At 38.3% G+C, this 14810-nt stretch carries 28 protein-coding genes; all 28 read left to right on the top strand.

Translation table 11 applies throughout. From position 1 onward, the window contains the following. Positions 1-302 precede the first annotated feature (302 nt). The 28 genes from rpsL to rpsM all read left to right on the top strand — a co-directional run bounded on the left by rpsL (position 303) and on the right by rpsM (position 14713). Positions 303-683 (top strand): 30S ribosomal protein S12, encoded by a 381-nt coding sequence (gene rpsL / locus BM361_RS11155; RefSeq protein WP_038260773.1) that lies wholly within the window; start codon positions 303-305, stop codon positions 681-683. 20 nt (positions 684-703) lie between these two features. After that, positions 704-1180 carry a 30S ribosomal protein S7 gene (gene rpsG, locus BM361_RS11160; protein ID WP_038260775.1) on the top strand — a complete coding sequence of 159 codons (477 nt, stop codon included), beginning with the start codon at positions 704-706 and terminating at the stop codon, positions 1178-1180. An 18-nt stretch (positions 1181-1198) separates the two neighbouring features. Beyond that, entirely contained in the window at positions 1199-3325 is a 2127-nt protein-coding gene (fusA, locus tag BM361_RS11165) for an elongation factor G (RefSeq protein ID WP_038260777.1), read from the top strand. 11 nt (positions 3326-3336) lie between these two features. Continuing rightward, complete coding sequence (gene rpsJ / locus BM361_RS11170) at positions 3337-3642, top strand: 30S ribosomal protein S10 (RefSeq protein ID WP_007094989.1); 306 nt, start codon at positions 3337-3339, stop codon at positions 3640-3642. A gap of 144 nt (positions 3643-3786) precedes the next feature. After that, positions 3787-4404, top strand: coding sequence for a 50S ribosomal protein L3 (gene rplC / locus BM361_RS11175; protein ID WP_038260780.1), 618 nt, complete (start codon positions 3787-3789; stop codon positions 4402-4404). Then, a complete protein-coding gene (rplD, locus tag BM361_RS11180; RefSeq protein WP_038260782.1) occupies positions 4404-5033 on the top strand; it encodes a 50S ribosomal protein L4 in 630 nt (209 codons plus the stop codon). The genes rplC and rplD overlap by 1 nt, the downstream gene beginning before the upstream one ends. 8 nt (positions 5034-5041) lie before the next feature. Beyond that, the gene (gene rplW, locus BM361_RS11185) at positions 5042-5332 is read left to right on the top strand and encodes a 50S ribosomal protein L23 (RefSeq protein WP_074978886.1); all 291 of its coding nucleotides are present in this window, start codon (positions 5042-5044) and stop codon (positions 5330-5332) included. 13 nt (positions 5333-5345) lie between these two features. Further along, positions 5346-6170: a 50S ribosomal protein L2 gene (rplB, locus tag BM361_RS11190; protein WP_038260788.1), complete on the top strand. Its 825-nt coding sequence runs from the start codon at positions 5346-5348 to the stop codon at positions 6168-6170. Between the two features lie 12 nt (positions 6171-6182). Next, the gene (gene rpsS, locus BM361_RS11195; protein ID WP_038260791.1) at positions 6183-6461 is read left to right on the top strand and encodes a 30S ribosomal protein S19; all 279 of its coding nucleotides are present in this window, start codon (positions 6183-6185) and stop codon (positions 6459-6461) included. Positions 6462-6470: 9 nt separating this feature from the next. Further along, positions 6471-6878, top strand: coding sequence for a 50S ribosomal protein L22 (gene rplV / locus BM361_RS11200; RefSeq protein WP_038260794.1), 408 nt, complete (start codon positions 6471-6473; stop codon positions 6876-6878). A gap of 8 nt (positions 6879-6886) precedes the next feature. Further along, the gene (gene rpsC, locus BM361_RS11205; protein WP_038260797.1) at positions 6887-7597 is read left to right on the top strand and encodes a 30S ribosomal protein S3; all 711 of its coding nucleotides are present in this window, start codon (positions 6887-6889) and stop codon (positions 7595-7597) included. A gap of 19 nt (positions 7598-7616) precedes the next feature. Then, positions 7617-8036, top strand: coding sequence for a 50S ribosomal protein L16 (rplP, locus tag BM361_RS11210; RefSeq protein WP_038260800.1), 420 nt, complete (start codon positions 7617-7619; stop codon positions 8034-8036). A 17-nt stretch (positions 8037-8053) separates the two neighbouring features. Beyond that, positions 8054-8245 (top strand): 50S ribosomal protein L29, encoded by a 192-nt coding sequence (gene rpmC, locus BM361_RS11215; RefSeq protein ID WP_038261763.1) that lies wholly within the window; start codon positions 8054-8056, stop codon positions 8243-8245. Between the two features lie 17 nt (positions 8246-8262). Then, positions 8263-8520, top strand: coding sequence for a 30S ribosomal protein S17 (gene rpsQ, locus BM361_RS11220; RefSeq protein WP_038260803.1), 258 nt, complete (start codon positions 8263-8265; stop codon positions 8518-8520). A gap of 3 nt (positions 8521-8523) precedes the next feature. Next, positions 8524-8892 carry a 50S ribosomal protein L14 gene (rplN, locus tag BM361_RS11225; RefSeq protein WP_038260806.1) on the top strand — a complete coding sequence of 123 codons (369 nt, stop codon included), beginning with the start codon at positions 8524-8526 and terminating at the stop codon, positions 8890-8892. 15 nt (positions 8893-8907) lie between these two features. Further along, a complete protein-coding gene (gene rplX / locus BM361_RS11230) occupies positions 8908-9222 on the top strand; it encodes a 50S ribosomal protein L24 (RefSeq protein WP_038260808.1) in 315 nt (104 codons plus the stop codon). Positions 9223-9224: 2 nt separating this feature from the next. Beyond that, positions 9225-9776 carry a 50S ribosomal protein L5 gene (gene rplE, locus BM361_RS11235; protein WP_074978888.1) on the top strand — a complete coding sequence of 184 codons (552 nt, stop codon included), beginning with the start codon at positions 9225-9227 and terminating at the stop codon, positions 9774-9776. Between the two features lie 3 nt (positions 9777-9779). Next, positions 9780-10049 carry a 30S ribosomal protein S14 gene (gene rpsN / locus BM361_RS11240; RefSeq protein ID WP_038260814.1) on the top strand — a complete coding sequence of 90 codons (270 nt, stop codon included), beginning with the start codon at positions 9780-9782 and terminating at the stop codon, positions 10047-10049. Positions 10050-10111: 62 nt separating this feature from the next. Next, positions 10112-10510, top strand: a complete 399-nt coding sequence (rpsH, locus tag BM361_RS11245; RefSeq protein ID WP_038260817.1) for a 30S ribosomal protein S8 — start codon at positions 10112-10114, stop codon at positions 10508-10510. 19 nt (positions 10511-10529) lie between these two features. Beyond that, positions 10530-11072, top strand: coding sequence for a 50S ribosomal protein L6 (gene rplF, locus BM361_RS11250; protein WP_038260820.1), 543 nt, complete (start codon positions 10530-10532; stop codon positions 11070-11072). An 11-nt stretch (positions 11073-11083) separates the two neighbouring features. Next, positions 11084-11440, top strand: coding sequence for a 50S ribosomal protein L18 (gene rplR, locus BM361_RS11255; protein ID WP_038260823.1), 357 nt, complete (start codon positions 11084-11086; stop codon positions 11438-11440). Positions 11441-11446: 6 nt separating this feature from the next. Then, on the top strand, positions 11447-11971 hold the full coding sequence (gene rpsE, locus BM361_RS11260) for a 30S ribosomal protein S5 (RefSeq protein WP_038260826.1): 525 nt from the start codon (positions 11447-11449) through the stop codon (positions 11969-11971). A 13-nt stretch (positions 11972-11984) separates the two neighbouring features. After that, the gene (gene rpmD, locus BM361_RS11265) at positions 11985-12164 is read left to right on the top strand and encodes a 50S ribosomal protein L30 (RefSeq protein ID WP_038260829.1); all 180 of its coding nucleotides are present in this window, start codon (positions 11985-11987) and stop codon (positions 12162-12164) included. 16 nt (positions 12165-12180) lie between these two features. After that, positions 12181-12633 (top strand): 50S ribosomal protein L15, encoded by a 453-nt coding sequence (gene rplO, locus BM361_RS11270; RefSeq protein WP_038260832.1) that lies wholly within the window; start codon positions 12181-12183, stop codon positions 12631-12633. A gap of 13 nt (positions 12634-12646) precedes the next feature. Beyond that, positions 12647-13990: a preprotein translocase subunit SecY gene (gene secY, locus BM361_RS11275; protein ID WP_074978890.1), complete on the top strand. Its 1344-nt coding sequence runs from the start codon at positions 12647-12649 to the stop codon at positions 13988-13990. Between the two features lie 2 nt (positions 13991-13992). Continuing rightward, positions 13993-14208: a translation initiation factor IF-1 gene (gene infA, locus BM361_RS11280; RefSeq protein WP_014031991.1), complete on the top strand. Its 216-nt coding sequence runs from the start codon at positions 13993-13995 to the stop codon at positions 14206-14208. Between the two features lie 11 nt (positions 14209-14219). Next, entirely contained in the window at positions 14220-14336 is a 117-nt protein-coding gene (gene ykgO, locus BM361_RS11285) for a type B 50S ribosomal protein L36 (RefSeq protein ID WP_074978891.1), read from the top strand. A gap of 2 nt (positions 14337-14338) precedes the next feature. Continuing rightward, positions 14339-14713, top strand: coding sequence for a 30S ribosomal protein S13 (rpsM, locus tag BM361_RS11290; RefSeq protein WP_038260842.1), 375 nt, complete (start codon positions 14339-14341; stop codon positions 14711-14713). Positions 14714-14810: the final 97 nt, after the last annotated feature.

The raw sequence follows: 14810 nt of genomic DNA on the forward strand, positions 1-14810 counted from the left end.
TTTGCTTTTTAATTATGTTTTTTTATTGTAAATAGTTGTCTTTCAAGTCCTTGGTTTATCTTGAATGTTGTAGCGAAGGTGTTCGAAGAGATTTTTTTTGTGTTTTCAAGATGGTGTTTGGTTCGGTGATGCGCTGTTTTGGGTAATAATAGATTGAGGTGCTTCGGTTTTGCAATTCACATGAAAAGGAACTTTATTGAAAATTAATGTTTTAGGATTTGAATTGTTGGAAAATATTTCTACCTTTGCCACCCTCTAAAAAGAGGCTTTTAACAATTTAAACAATTTTTGTAAAGTAAATTATGCCAACAATTTCACAATTAGTACGAAAAGGAAGGGCCAAGATTACTAAGAAGAGTAAATCGGTTGCTTTGGATTCGTGTCCTCAAAGAAGAGGGGTTTGTACGCGTGTTTACACCACTACACCTAAGAAGCCTAACTCAGCTATGCGTAAAGTAGCAAGGGTTCGTCTTACAAATGGTAATGAGGTGAATGCATACATCCCTGGAGAAGGTCACAACCTCCAAGAGCACTCGATAGTATTAGTAAGAGGCGGAAGGGTTAAAGACTTACCAGGTGTTAGGTATCACATTGTTCGTGGTGCTTTAGATACAGCTGGTGTAGAAGGTAGAACGCAACGTAGATCAAAATACGGTGCAAAACGCCCAAAAGACAAAAAGTAATAACCTTTTAAGAACAAGACATGAGAAAAAGACAGGCGAAAAAAAGACCTCTTTTACCAGATCCAAGGTTTAACGATCAACTAGTGACTCGTTTTGTAAATAACCTAATGTGGGATGGAAAGAAGTCTGTAGCGTTCAAGGTTTTTTATGATGCGATTGATATCGTTGATCAGAAAAAACAAGATGATGAAAAAACTGCTTTAGAGTTATGGAAGGATGCTTTATCTAATGTGATGCCTCACGTAGAAGTACGTAGTCGTCGTGTTGGGGGTGCTACTTTTCAGATTCCTATGCAGATCAGACCAGATAGAAAAGTTTCTATGGCTATGAAATGGTTGATTGGTTATGCGCGTAAGCGTAACGAGAAATCAATGGCTCAGAGATTAGCTTCAGAAATCCTTGCTGCTGCTAAGGAGGAAGGTGCTGCAGTTAAGAAAAGAGTTGATACTCATAAAATGGCAGAAGCGAATAAAGCATTCTCTCACTTTAGATTTTAACATCACAACTAGAATAAAATGGCAAGAGATTTAAAATATACAAGAAATATAGGTATCGCTGCTCACATTGATGCTGGTAAAACAACAACGACGGAGCGTATCTTATTCTATACAGGGGTTTCTCATAAAATTGGAGAGGTGCACGATGGTGCTTCTACAATGGACTGGATGGAGCAAGAGGCTGAAAGAGGTATTACGATTACTTCTGCGGCTACAACTTGTGAGTGGCAGTTTCCAATGGAGAATGGTAAGCCGACTGCGGATGCAAATGCATACCGTTTCAATATTATAGATACTCCGGGACACGTTGATTTTACTGTAGAGGTAAACCGTTCATTGCGTGTACTCGACGGGTTGGTTTTCTTATTTAGTGCAGTTGATGGTGTTGAGCCTCAGTCAGAAACTAACTGGAGATTAGCTGACAACTATAAGGTGCCTCGTATGGGGTTTGTTAACAAGATGGATCGTCAAGGTTCTGATTTCTTGAATGTGTGTAAGCAGGTTCGTGAGATGTTAGGTTCTAAGGCGGTGCCAATCGTGTTACCTATCGGTGATGAAGCAGATTTTAAAGGTATTGTTGACCTTGTTAAGAACAGAGCGGTTGTTTGGCATGAAGATAACTTCGGTTCTACCTTTGATGTGGTTGAGATTCCTGCTGAAATGAAAGATGAGGTTCATCAGTATAGAGCGGAGCTAATAGAGGCTGTTGCTGAATATGATGAGTCTTTAATGGAGAAGTTCTTTGAAGATGAGAGTTCAATAACTGAAGATGAGATTCACGCTGCTTTAAGAGCTGCTGTTATGGACCTTAGTATTATACCTATGGTTTGTGGGTCTTCATTTAAGAATAAGGGGGTACAGTTCTTATTAGACTGTGTTTGTAGATATTTGCCTTCTCCATTGGATAAGGATGATATCGTAGGTACAAACCCTGATACGGATGAGCAAATTACAAGAAAGCCGGATCCTAAGGCTCCGTTTTCTGCGTTAGCATTTAAAATTGCTACCGATCCTTTCGTAGGTAGATTAGCATTCTTCCGTGCGTATTCAGGTCACTTGGATGCAGGTTCGTATGTGTTGAATACGCGTTCAGGTAAAAAAGAGCGTATTTCCCGTATTTATCAGATGCACTCTAACAAGCAGAATGCTATCGATTTTATCGAAGCAGGAGATATTGGTGCAGCTGTAGGGTTTAAAGATATTAAGACTGGTGATACTTTGTCAGATGAGAAGAATCCTATCGTATTAGAAAGTATGGACTTCCCTGATCCGGTAATTGGTATTGCCGTTGAGCCAAAGACTAAAGCAGATGTTGATAAGTTAGGTGTTGCTTTGGCTAAATTGGCTGAAGAGGATCCAACTTTCCAGGTTAAAACTGATGAGGCTTCAGGTCAGACTATTATTTCTGGTATGGGTGAGCTTCACTTAGATATTATTGTTGATCGTCTTAGACGTGAGTTTAAGGTAGAAGTTAACCAAGGTCAGCCTCAGGTTGAGTACAAAGAAGCTATTACTAATTCTGCAGATCATAGAGAGGTTTATAAGAAGCAATCTGGTGGTCGTGGTAAATTTGCTGATATTGTATTTACAATGGAGCCTGCCGAAGAAGGTAAAATAGGTCTTGAGTTTGTAAACACTATCAAAGGTGGTAACATTCCTAAAGAATATGTTCCGTCTGTAGAAAAAGGTTTCAAAGAGGCTATGAAAAATGGTCCTTTAGCTGGATTCGAGATGGATGCTATGAAGGTTACTCTTAAAGATGGTTCTTTCCACCCGGTGGATTCAGATTCACTTTCATTCGAATTGGCCGCTAAAATGGGTTACAAAGCTGCTGCTAAAGCTGCACGTGCTGTACTTATGGAGCCAATCATGAAATTGGAGGTGTTAACTCCAGAGGAAAACATGGGTGATATTGTAGGTGACCTTAACCGTCGTCGTGGTCAGGTGAATAGTATGGGTGACCGTGCGGGAGCTAAGGTTATTAAGGCGGAGGTGCCGTTATCGGAAATGTTCGGATATGTTACTTCATTAAGAACATTGTCTTCTGGTAGAGCAACTTCAACAATGGAATTTTCTCACTACGCGGAGACTCCTTCAAATATAGCTGAAGAAGTGATTAAGAATGCTAAAGGAGTTAACGCTTAATTATTAGAAAGATGAGTCAAAAAATCAGAATTAAATTAAAATCATACGATCATAATCTAGTAGATAAGTCTGCTGAGAAGATTGTAAAGACAGTAAAAACTACTGGAGCGGTTGTTACGGGGCCAATTCCTTTACCAACTCATAAAAAGATCTTTACTGTGTTGCGTTCTCCTCACGTAAACAAAAAATCTAGAGAGCAGTTTCAGTTGAGCTCTTATAAAAGATTATTAGATATCTACAGTTCATCTTCAAAAACTATCGATGCTCTTATGAAGTTAGAGCTTCCTAGTGGAGTTGAGGTAGAGATCAAGGTGTGATAATACATAAGACGATTTAAAGAATCGTTTACATGTCCTGAGCTTTGTGCAAGGGAAAAACGGAGAAAAAATGGATTTCAGGGTTGATCGTATTTTTTTCAGCCCTGAAGTTTTGTAAATAAGTAATATTAATAAATAATAATTATGTCTGGGTTAATTGGTAAGAAAATTGGTATGACCAGTATCTTCGACGAAAACGGTAAAAACTTACCGTGTACAGTAATTGAAGCTGGTCCATGCGTAGTTACCCAAGTCAGAACCAAAGAGGTTGACGGGTATGAAGCTCTTCAGCTTGGTTTCGATGACAAGGCAGAAAAACGTGCTAACAAGGCCGAGTTAGGTCATGCTAAAAAAGCAGGTGTTTCTCCTAAGAAAGCAGTTGTTGAATTCCAAGATTTTGAAGGCGATTATAAATTAGGTGATACCGTAACGGTAGAGAACTTTGTAGAAGGAGAGTTTGTTGACGTATCAGGTACGTCAAAAGGTAAAGGATTCCAAGGTGTTGTTAAGAGACATGGTTTTGCTGGTGTAGGACAAGCTACTCACGGTCAGCATAACCGTCTTAGAGCTCCTGGTTCTATTGGTGCAGCTTCTTATCCTGCGAGAGTATTCAAAGGAATGAGAATGGCTGGAAGAATGGGTGGAGAAAAAGTAACAGTTCAAAACCTGAAGGTATTGAAAGTAGTTCCAGAAAAGAACCTTATCGTTGTTAAAGGTTGTGTTCCTGGACATAAAAACAGTTATGTAATCATTCAGAAGTAATGGAAGTAGCAGTATTAGATATAAACGGAAAAGAAACCGGAAGAAAAGTAACACTTTCTGATTCGGTTTTTGGTGTAGAGCCTAACAATCATGCTATTTACTTAGATGTTAAGCGTTACTTGGCTAATCAACGTCAGGGAACTCACAAGTCTAAAGAAAGAGCTGAGATAGCAGGAAGTACTCGTAAGATAAAGAAGCAAAAAGGTACAGGTACTGCGAGAGCAGGTAGTATCAAGTCTCCTGTATTTGTAGGTGGAGGTAGAATTTTTGGACCAAGACCAAAAGATTATACACAAAAATTAAATAAGAACGTAAAAAGATTAGCTCGTAAATCTGCGCTTACTTTGAAAGCAAAAGAGCAATCTGTAATCGTTTTAGAAGATTTTAATTTCGACGCTCCTAAGACTAAAAATTTCACTAACGTTTTGAATGCTTTGGGGTTAGCCGGTAAAAAATCATTGTTTGTGTTGGGTGATACAAATAATAATGTATATTTGTCGTCACGCAATTTAAAGAGCTCTGAAGTTGTAACTAGCTCAGAATTAAGTACTTACAAGATTGTTAACGCTAACAGTATAGTGCTTTTAGAGGGTTCTTTAGAAGGAATTGAGTCGAACTTAAGTAAATAAGAAGCCAAATGAGTGTGTTGATTAAACCAATTATTACGGAAAAAGTGACCGCTGATAGCGAATTGAATAATCGTTATGGTTTCATCGTTAACCCAAAAGCTAACAAGCTTCAGATTAAAGAAGCTGTTGAGAGTACTTATGGGGTGACTGTTGAAAAAGTTCGTACTATGAATTGCGGTCCTGAAAGAAAAACACGTTACACAAAAACTGGAATTCAGCATGGGAAGACCAATGCTATAAAGAAGGCGATTGTTCAAGTAGCGGAAGGAGATACTATTGATTTATATAGTAATATTTAAGAAAGACTAAGAAATGTCAGTAAGAAAATTAAAGCCAGTTACTCCTGGTCAGCGTTTTAGAGTAGTTAACGGTTATGATGCTGTTACTACTGATAAGCCGGAGAAGAGTTTACTCGCTCCGATAAAAAAATCAGGGGGTAGAAACAACAGAGGTAAAATGACCATGCGTTATTTAGGAGGTGGTCATAAAAGAAAGTATCGTGTGATTGACTTTAAAAGAGCTAAAACAGGTGTTGAGGCTACTGTAGAGTCTATTCAGTACGATCCTAACAGAACTGCATTTATTGCATTGGTGCAATATACGGATGGTGAGAAATCATACATCATTGCTCCAAACGGTTTGCAAGTTGGTCAAACTGTAGTTTCCGGTGCTGGGTCAGCTCCGGAAATCGGTAATGCTATGCCGTTGAGAAATATGCCGCTTGGTACGATTATTTCTTGTATCGAGTTACGTCCTGGTCAAGGTGCTGTAATGGCGCGTTCAGCTGGTGCGTTTGCTCAGTTGATGGCACGTGAAGGTAAGTATGCAGTGGTTAAGTTGCCATCTGGTGAAACCAGATTGGTGTTAGCAGACTGTATGGCTACTATTGGTGCTGTATCTAACTCTGATCATCAATTGTTAGTATCTGGTAAAGCAGGTAGAAGCAGATGGTTAGGTAGAAGACCGAGAACTAGACCGGTTGTGATGAACCCTGTAGATCACCCAATGGGTGGTGGTGAAGGTAGAGCTTCAGGAGGTCACCCAAGATCTAGAAAAGGTTTACCAGCTAAAGGTTATAGAACTCGTTCTAAGACAAAGGCTAGTAACAAGTATATCGTAGAACGTAGAAAGAAATAAAAGTATTAAGAGATGGCACGTTCATTAAAAAAAGGACCTTTTGTTCACTATAGTTTAGAGAAGAAGGTTCAAGCTAATATAGAGTCTGGAAAGAAAACGGTCATTAAAACATGGTCTAGAGCGTCTATGATTACGCCGGACTTTGTTGGTCAAACCATAGCGGTTCACAATGGTCGTCAGTTTGTTCCTGTATATGTAACAGAGAACATGGTAGGACATAAGTTAGGAGAATTTTCACCTACAAGATCTTATAGAGGTCATGCTGGTGCAAAAAATAAAGGAAAAAAATAATAGGAGGCTATGGGAGTTCGTAAAAGAGAAAGAGCAGAGCAAATTAAAGATGCTAAGAAGAATTTAGCTTTTGCTAAGTTGAATAACTGCCCGACTTCACCTCGAAAAATGCGTTTAGTTGCGGATTTAGTAAGAGGTCAGAAAGTTGAAAAAGCACTTGCTATTTTGAAGTTTAGCCAGAAGGAAGCTGCAGGTCGTTTAGAGAAGTTATTGCTATCGGCTATTGCAAACTGGCAGGCTAAGAACGAAGATGCTAGTCTTGAAGACGCAGATCTAATCGTTCAGGAGATCAAAGTTGATGGTGGTAGTATGTTGAAAAGACTTCGTACTGCACCTCAGGGTAGAGCACACAGAATTAGAAAACGTTCTAATCACGTAACTATCGTGCTTGGAGCTAATAATAACACGCAAAGTTAAGGTAGACAATGGGACAAAAAACAAATCCAATAGGAAATCGCCTTGGTGTCATTAGAGGATGGGAATCTAACTGGTACGGAGGTAACGACTACGGCGATAAATTAGCCGAAGACGATAAGATTAGAAAGTATATCCATGCTCGTTTATCTAAAGCTAGCGTATCACGTGTAATCATAGAGCGTACTCTTAAACTTGTAACCGTTACTATCACCACCGCTCGTCCTGGTATCATTATTGGTAAAGGCGGACAGGAGGTAGACAAGCTAAAAGAGGAGCTTAAGAAAATTACTAACAAAGAAGTTCAGATCAATATCTTTGAGATCAAGAGACCAGAGCTTGATGCCAACCTGGTTGCTGCGAGTATCGCTCGTCAGATCGAAAACAGGATTTCTTACAGACGTGCAATCAAAATGGCTATTGCAGCGGCTATGAGAATGAATGCTGAAGGTATTAAAATTCAAATCTCAGGACGATTGAATGGTGCTGAAATGGCAAGATCTGAGGCTTATAAAGAAGGTAGAATTCCTTTGTCTACATTTAGAGCAGATATTGACTATGCTCTAGAGGAAGCTCACACTACTTATGGTAGATTGGGTGTTAAGGTGTGGATTATGAAAGGCGAGGTTTACGGTAAGAGAGAACTTTCACCGTTAACAGGTTTATCTAAGAAACAAGGAGGTAAAGGTTCTGGGAACAAGAAGTCTCGTCGTAGAAAGTAATTTTTTAAAGTAAAGAAAAATGTTACAACCAAAAAGAACAAAATACCGTAAGCAGCAGAAAGGCCGCATGAAAGGTAACTCTCAAAGAGGACATCAGCTTTCAAATGGTATGTTTGGTATAAAGTCTTTAGATTCAAAATTCATTACTTCTCGTCAGATCGAAGCAGCGCGTATTGCAGCTACTCGTTACATGAAAAGAGAAGGTCAGTTGTGGATTAAAATCTTCCCGGACAAGCCAATTACTAAAAAGCCTCTCGAGGTGCGTATGGGTAAAGGTAAAGGTGCTCCAGAATATTGGGCAGCAGTTGTGAAACCAGGTCGAATTATGTTCGAAGTTGGAGGTGTTCCTATGGATGTTGCTAAAGAAGCATTACGTTTAGCAGCTCAAAAGCTTCCTGTAAGAACTAAATTCGTTGTAGCAAGAGATTACTCAGCTTAATTAATTGAAAGATGATTATGAAACAGTCGGAAATTAAAGAATTGTCTGTTGCTGAGCTACAAGAAAAGCTTGGTGAGTTTAAAAAACAGTATGCAGATTTAAAATTGGCTCACGCTGTTACTCCGCTTGAGAATCCACTTCAGTTAAGAGGTGCGAGAAGAACAGTAGCGAGGTTAGCGACAGAGCTTACTAAAAGAGAATTACAATAATTCGATTCTGCTTTAAGATGGAAAAAAGAAGTTTAAGAAAAGAAAGAGTAGGGGTTGTTACAAGTAACAAGATGGAGAAATCTATCGTTGTTTCTGAGGTAAAACGAGTTAAACACCCTATGTACGGTAAGTTCGTGTTGAAAACTAAGAAATATGTTGCGCACGACGAAAAGAACGATTGCAACATTGGTGATACAGTTAAAATAATGGAGACACGTCCATTGAGTAAAACCAAGTGTTGGAGATTAGTTGAAATCATTGAAAGAGCTAAATAAATTATGGTACAACAAGAATCTAGACTAAGAGTAGCTGATAATACCGGAGCTAAAGAAGTACTTACTATCAGAGTTTTAGGGGGTACTAAAAGAAGATATGCTTCTGTTGGCGACAAGATTGTTGTTAGCGTTAAAGAAGCGACTCCGAACGGAAGCGTTAAAAAAGGACAGGTATCTACTGCGGTAGTAGTTCGTACCAAAAAAGAGGTGAGAAGACCTGATGGTTCTTACATCCGTTTCGATGATAATGCTTGTGTATTACTTAACCCTGCTGGTGAAATGCGCGGAACACGTGTATTTGGTCCTGTAGCAAGAGAATTACGAGACAAGCAATTTATGAAAATTGTATCATTAGCACCTGAAGTGCTTTAATACATTAACGTAGAGATGACAAAGCTAAAAATAAAATCAGGAGATACTGTAAGAGTTGTTGCCGGAGACCACAAAGGTGAAGAGGGCAAGGTTGTTACTGTAGATCGTGAGAAGAACAGAGCGATTGTTGAGGGTGTTAATTTAGTGTCTAAACACACTAAGCCTAGTGCACAAAATCCTCAAGGAGGAATCGTTAAGAAAGAAGCTCCTGTTCATATTTCTAACCTTTCGTTGATTGATCCTAAATCTGGAGAAACAACAAGAGTAGGGTATGAAGAGAGAGACGGTAAGAAAGTGAGATTTTCTAAAAAATCTAATGAGGTTATCTAGTTATGGCTTACATTCCAAGATTAAAAACAGAATATAAAGAGCGCATTGTTGCAGCTCTTAGAGAAGAGTACGGTTACGAAAATGTAATGCAAGTTCCAAAACTTGAAAAGATTGTAGTAAGCCGAGGTGTTGGTGCAGCTGTTGCCGACAAGAAACAAATAGACTATGCAGTTGACGAGCTAGGTAAGATTACCGGTCAAAAAGCCGTTTCTACTATGTCTAAAAAGGACGTTGCTTCTTTTAAACTTCGTAAAGGTATGCCGATTGGGGCAAAAGTGACTTTGCGTGCTGAAAGAATGTGGGAATTCTTAGATCGTTTAATCACTACCGCGTTACCACGTGTAAGAGATTTTAACGGGATTAGCGCTACCGGTTTTGATGGTAGAGGTAATTATAACCTAGGTGTAAAGGAACAAATTATTTTTCCTGAAATTGATATTGACAAAGTGCATAAAATTTCAGGTATGGATATTACCTTTGTAACCACCGCTGAAACAGATAAGGAAGCGAAGTCATTATTAAGCGAATTAGGATTACCTTTTAAAAAGAACTAAGACATGGCTAAAGAATCAATGAAAGCCCGTGAGGTTAAGAGACAAAAGTTGGTAGATAAGTACGCTGCTAAACGTAAAGCTTTAAAAGAGGCTGGCGATTATGAAGCGCTACAAAAATTACCAAAAAATGCTTCTCCTGTACGTTTACACAATCGTTGTAAATTAACAGGAAGACCTAAGGGGTATATGCGTACTTTTGGAGTTTCCAGAGTTATGTTCAGAGAAATGGCTAACAAAGGATTGATTCCAGGAGTTAAAAAAGCAAGTTGGTAAAAAATTTTAATTGGTAGCAAGTTCGGTGTTAAGCCGAAAACTGTTACCGCAAATAGATACAGATGTATACAGATCCTATAGCAGATTATTTAACAAGAATCAGAAACGCTAACAGCGCAGGACACAGAGTGGTAGAAATACCAGCTTCAAATTTAAAAAAAGAGATAACAAAGATCCTTTTCGATCAGGGTTATATCCTAAGTTATAAGTTTGAAGATAACAATACCCAGGGTACTATTAAGATAGCTTTAAAGTACGACAAGGTATCAAAAGAGCCTGTAATTAAGAAGATCCGACGTGTGAGTAAACCAGGTTTACGTAAATATGTTGGTAATGCAGAACTTCCACGAGTTTTAAATGGTTTAGGGATTGCAATAGTTTCAACTTCTCATGGAGTGATGACTAGTAAGCAAGCTCAGCAAGAGAACGTAGGTGGAGAAGTTTTATGTTACGTTTACTAATTTATAAAGACAAGAAGAAATGTCAAGAATAGGTAAAAGTCCAATTAACATCCCTGACGGAGTGACTGTAGCTATCGATAACGGTGTAATCACTGTTAAAGGTAAGATGGGCGAATTAACTCAAGAGGTTAAAGACATTACAGTTAAGCAAGAAGAAGGACAATTAATACTTGAGAGACCTAACGATTCTAAAGATATCCGTGCTAAGCACGGTCTTTACAGAGCGTTGCTAAACAATATGATAGAAGGTGTTTCTCAAGGATTTACTAAAGAGTTGGAGTTAGTAGGTGTTGGTTACAGAGCCAGCAACCAGGGTCAGAAGTTAGATCTGGCTGTCGGTTTTTCTCATAACATTGTTTTGGAGTTAGCACCGGAAGTTAAGGTTGAAACAATATCTGAAAAAGGTAAAAACCCTATCGTAAAGCTTACTTCACACGATAAACAATTAGTTGGCCAGGTAGCTGCTAAAATTCGCTCGTTCCGTAAGCCAGAGCCTTACAAAGGTAAAGGTATTAAGTTTGTAGGTGAACAAATTAGAAGAAAAGCAGGTAAATCAGCTTAATAATTAGCGTTATGGCATTAACAAAGACTGAAAGAAGACAGAGAATTAAAAACAGAATTAGAAAAGTGGTTAGCGGATCAGAGGCTAGACCAAGATTATCTGTTTTTAGAAGTAATAAGGAGATCTATGTGCAGTTGATCGATGACACTAATGGTGTTACTTTAGCTGCTGCATCTTCAAGAGATAAAGAAATTAGTTCTGCTGAAGGGACTAAAAGCGAAATTGCTAAACTAGTAGGTAAGGCAATAGCTGAGAAAGCTCTAAAAGCTGGAGTTGATACCATTTCTTTTGATAGAGGAGGGTATTTATATCACGGAAGAGTAAAATCATTAGCTGAAGGAGCTAGAGAAGCAGGACTCAAATTCTAAGAAAACATGTATCAGAATTATAAAAACGTAGAAACAGTGAAGCCGGGCGGACTTGAATTAAAAGACCGTTTGGTAGGTGTGCAAAGAGTTACAAAAGTTACTAAAGGTGGTAGAGCTTTTGGTTTTTCTGCTATAGTTGTAGTAGGTGACGAAAACGGCGTTGTAGGACATGGTTTAGGTAAATCTAAAGAGGTTGCCGATGCTATTTCTAAAGCCGTTGAAGACGCAAAGAAAAACTTAGTTCGAATTCCATTGAATAGCGGTACATTACCTCACGAGCAAAAAGGAAAATACAGTGGTGCAAGAGTATATCTTCAGCCTGCTTCACACGGTACCGGAGTTATTGCTGGTGGTGCTGTGCGTGCAGTACTGGAAGCTGTTGGGGTTCACGATGTATTGTCTAAGTCTCAAGGTTCTTCAAATCCTCATAATGTTGTAAAGGCAACTTTTGATGCTTTATTACAACTTAGAGATGCGAAAACTGTAGCAGCTCAAAGAGGCATATCTCTGGAAAAAGTATTTAAAGGATAAATCAAGGATTACCATGGGAAAGATTAAAGTTACACAAGTAAAAAGCCAAATCAAACGTCCTCAGGATCAGAAGAGAACGTTGGAAGCTCTTGGGCTTAGAAAAATAGGCCAGGTAGTAGAGCATGATACTACGCCAAACATCCTTGGTATGATCAACAAAGTTAAACACTTGGTTTCTGTAGAAGAAGCTTAAAATAACAATAGTAGTTATGAGTTTAGGTAACTTAAAACCTGCTAAAGGTTCAGTACATAAAGACGGAAAAAGAGTTGGTAGAGGACAAGGTTCCGGTAAAGGAGGCACTGCTACTAGAGGTCATAAAGGAGCTAAATCTCGTTCTGGTTATTCTAAGAAAATTGGTTTTGAAGGTGGTCAAATGCCGCTTCAAAGACGTGTTCCTAAATTTGGATTTACAAATATCAACAGAAAGGAATATGTTGGAATCAATTTAAAAAGATTACAGGAGTTAGTTGATAAAGGAGTTGTTACTGATACAGTTGATATGAACGTTTTAGTAAGCAACGGATTAGCTAATAAAAGAGATCTAGTAAAAATATTAGGTGGCGGAGAACTTAATGCTAAATTATCAGTTACAGTTCACAAATTTACTGCTAGCGCCAAAGCGGCTATCGAAGCAGCAGGAGGAGAAGCAGTAAACCTATAACCAACCATTTACCATGAAGAAATTTTTTGATACTTTAAGCAACATTTGGAAGATAGACGAACTTAGAAACAGAATTATACTAACATTAGGATTATTGTTGGTATATCGTTTCGGAGCACACGTAATTTTACCAGGTGTTGATGGCGATCAATTGGCAGCTTTAGATAGTAAAACCAGTAGTGGTTTATTAGGTATATTAGATGCATTTACAGGAGGGGCGTTTGCCAAGGCTTCTGTTTTTGCATTGGGAATTATGCCTTATATCTCAGCTTCAATTGTGGTTCAGCTAATGGGAATAGCTATTCCTTACCTGCAGAAATTACAAAAGGAAGGAGAAAGCGGAAGAAGAACGATCAATCAGATTACACGTTGGTTAACCATCGGTATTTGTATTGTTCAGGCTCCAGCCTACCTTTATGGTTTAGGTGCTTTAGGTGTTCCTGATAGTGCTTTTATATTAGGTAAAGGTTTAGATTTCATAATTCCATCTGTAATTATATTGGTTACAGGTACCATATTTGCTATGTGGCTTGGAGAAAAGATTACTGACAAAGGTATTGGTAATGGTATTTCCTTACTGATCATGATCGGTATTATCGCTCGTTTGCCTCAGTCATTTGCCCAGGAATTTGCATCTAGAGTATCAGAAAATAATGGTGGTTTGATGCTGATTCTTATTGAAGTGATTATTTGGTTTGTGGTAATACTTGCTTGTATTATGCTTGTTATGGCTACGCGCCAGATACCAGTTCAATACGCAAGAAGAACTGCAACCGGAGGATATGAGAAGAATGTAATGGGAGCAAGACAATTTATTCCATTGAAGTTAAATGCTTCTGGGGTAATGCCAATTATTTTTGCTCAGGCCATTATGTTCGTTCCAAGTGCTTTAGCAAGTTTGTCCGATTCTGAAACTGCACAATCAGTACAAGCAGCTTTCGGTGATATTTTCGGATTTTGGTATAACTTGGTATTTGCATTATTAATCATAGTGTTCACGTTCTTTTACACGGCTATCACGGTGCCGACAAATAAAATGGCGGATGATCTTAAAAGAAGTGGTGGTTTTATACCAGGGACGCGTCCAGGTAAGGAAACCGGCGATCTTTTAGATAAAATAATGTCATTAATAACCTTTCCGGGTTCAGTATTTTTAGCGATTATAGCTGTTTTACCAGCTATCGTAGTTAAGATTGTTGGAATTCAGCAGGGTTGGGCATTGTTTTACGGAGGTACATCATTGTTGATTATGGTAGGAGTTGCTATCGATACCATGCAACAGGTAAATTCATACTTGTTGAACAGACACTATGATGGATTAATGAAAACCGGTAAAAATAGAAAAGTTGTAGCTTAATTATGGCAAAACAACCAGCAATAGAACAAGACGGAACTATAATCGAGGCATTGTCTAATGCAATGTTCAGAGTAGAACTTGAAAATGGTCATGTGGTAACAGCACATATCTCAGGTAAGATGCGTATGCATTATATCAAATTATTACCAGGAGATAAGGTGAAACTCGAAATGAGTCCATATGATCTTACTAAAGCAAGAATAACATACAGATATTAAAGATTAGTTAGATGAAAGTAAGAGCATCACTAAAGAAAAGAAGTCCCGAGTGCAAAATTGTGCGTCGTAAGGGGAGATTGTACGTAATTAATAAAAAGAATCCTAGATTTAAACAAAGACAAGGATAGTTATGGCAAGAATCGCAGGGGTAGATTTACCAAAAAATAAAAGAGGTGTAATTGGATTAACTTACATCTTCGGAGTTGGTAAAAGCAGAGCAAAAGAGATTTTAGCTCAAGCTCAAGTAAACGAAGACACTAAAGTATCAGAGTGGGCTGACGATGAAATCGCCAGAATACGTGAAGCTGTTGGTAGCTACAAGATTGAAGGAGAATTACGTTCTGAAGTTCAATTAAACATTAAACGTTTAATGGATATCGGATGCTATAGAGGTATCCGTCACAGAAATGGTTTACCTTTAAGAGGTCAAAAGACCAAGAACAACTCTAGAACGAGAAAAGGTAAGAGAAAAACTGTTGCTAACAAGAAAAAAGCAACTAAATAATTAGACATTAGTCATTAGTGTTTGGTAGTTAGATGAATCTGTTTGAAATAGAAATGTTTAGGATTCTAACAACTAAAAACTAACAACTAGAAACTAA

The sequence above is a fragment of the Zhouia amylolytica genome (assembly GCF_900116365.1).
GTDB lineage: Bacteria > Bacteroidota > Bacteroidia > Flavobacteriales > Flavobacteriaceae > Zhouia > Zhouia amylolytica.

Bases quoted from the DNA above. Each gene is read 5' to 3' on its own strand.
- rplB (WP_038260788.1), top strand. From the start codon at position 5,346: ATGTCAGTAAGAAAATTAAAGCCAGTTACTCCTGGTCAGCGTTTTAGA.
- ykgO (WP_074978891.1), top strand. From the start codon at position 14,220: ATGAAAGTAAGAGCATCACTAAAGAAAAGAAGTCCCGAGTGCAAAATT.
- rplX (WP_038260808.1), top strand. From the start codon at position 8,908: ATGACAAAGCTAAAAATAAAATCAGGAGATACTGTAAGAGTTGTTGCC.
- rpsS (WP_038260791.1), top strand. From the start codon at position 6,183: ATGGCACGTTCATTAAAAAAAGGACCTTTTGTTCACTATAGTTTAGAG.
- rplN (WP_038260806.1), top strand. From the start codon at position 8,524: ATGGTACAACAAGAATCTAGACTAAGAGTAGCTGATAATACCGGAGCT.
- rpmD (WP_038260829.1), top strand. From the start codon at position 11,985: ATGGGAAAGATTAAAGTTACACAAGTAAAAAGCCAAATCAAACGTCCT.
- rplR (WP_038260823.1), top strand. From the start codon at position 11,084: ATGGCATTAACAAAGACTGAAAGAAGACAGAGAATTAAAAACAGAATT.
- rplF (WP_038260820.1), top strand. From the start codon at position 10,530: ATGTCAAGAATAGGTAAAAGTCCAATTAACATCCCTGACGGAGTGACT.
- rpsM (WP_038260842.1), top strand. From the start codon at position 14,339: ATGGCAAGAATCGCAGGGGTAGATTTACCAAAAAATAAAAGAGGTGTA.
- rplP (WP_038260800.1), top strand. From the start codon at position 7,617: ATGTTACAACCAAAAAGAACAAAATACCGTAAGCAGCAGAAAGGCCGC.
- rpsL (WP_038260773.1), top strand. From the start codon at position 303: ATGCCAACAATTTCACAATTAGTACGAAAAGGAAGGGCCAAGATTACT.
- rpsH (WP_038260817.1), top strand. From the start codon at position 10,112: ATGTATACAGATCCTATAGCAGATTATTTAACAAGAATCAGAAACGCT.
- fusA (WP_038260777.1), top strand. From the start codon at position 1,199: ATGGCAAGAGATTTAAAATATACAAGAAATATAGGTATCGCTGCTCAC.
- infA (WP_014031991.1), top strand. From the start codon at position 13,993: ATGGCAAAACAACCAGCAATAGAACAAGACGGAACTATAATCGAGGCA.
- rplC (WP_038260780.1), top strand. From the start codon at position 3,787: ATGTCTGGGTTAATTGGTAAGAAAATTGGTATGACCAGTATCTTCGAC.
- rplE (WP_074978888.1), top strand. From the start codon at position 9,225: ATGGCTTACATTCCAAGATTAAAAACAGAATATAAAGAGCGCATTGTT.
- rpsC (WP_038260797.1), top strand. From the start codon at position 6,887: ATGGGACAAAAAACAAATCCAATAGGAAATCGCCTTGGTGTCATTAGA.
- rpsN (WP_038260814.1), top strand. From the start codon at position 9,780: ATGGCTAAAGAATCAATGAAAGCCCGTGAGGTTAAGAGACAAAAGTTG.
- rpsE (WP_038260826.1), top strand. From the start codon at position 11,447: ATGTATCAGAATTATAAAAACGTAGAAACAGTGAAGCCGGGCGGACTT.
- rplW (WP_074978886.1), top strand. From the start codon at position 5,042: ATGAGTGTGTTGATTAAACCAATTATTACGGAAAAAGTGACCGCTGAT.
- rpsQ (WP_038260803.1), top strand. From the start codon at position 8,263: ATGGAAAAAAGAAGTTTAAGAAAAGAAAGAGTAGGGGTTGTTACAAGT.
- rplO (WP_038260832.1), top strand. From the start codon at position 12,181: ATGAGTTTAGGTAACTTAAAACCTGCTAAAGGTTCAGTACATAAAGAC.
- rplD (WP_038260782.1), top strand. From the start codon at position 4,404: ATGGAAGTAGCAGTATTAGATATAAACGGAAAAGAAACCGGAAGAAAA.
- rpsG (WP_038260775.1), top strand. From the start codon at position 704: ATGAGAAAAAGACAGGCGAAAAAAAGACCTCTTTTACCAGATCCAAGG.
- rpmC (WP_038261763.1), top strand. From the start codon at position 8,054: ATGAAACAGTCGGAAATTAAAGAATTGTCTGTTGCTGAGCTACAAGAA.
- rpsJ (WP_007094989.1), top strand. From the start codon at position 3,337: ATGAGTCAAAAAATCAGAATTAAATTAAAATCATACGATCATAATCTA.
- rplV (WP_038260794.1), top strand. From the start codon at position 6,471: ATGGGAGTTCGTAAAAGAGAAAGAGCAGAGCAAATTAAAGATGCTAAG.
- secY (WP_074978890.1), top strand. From the start codon at position 12,647: ATGAAGAAATTTTTTGATACTTTAAGCAACATTTGGAAGATAGACGAA.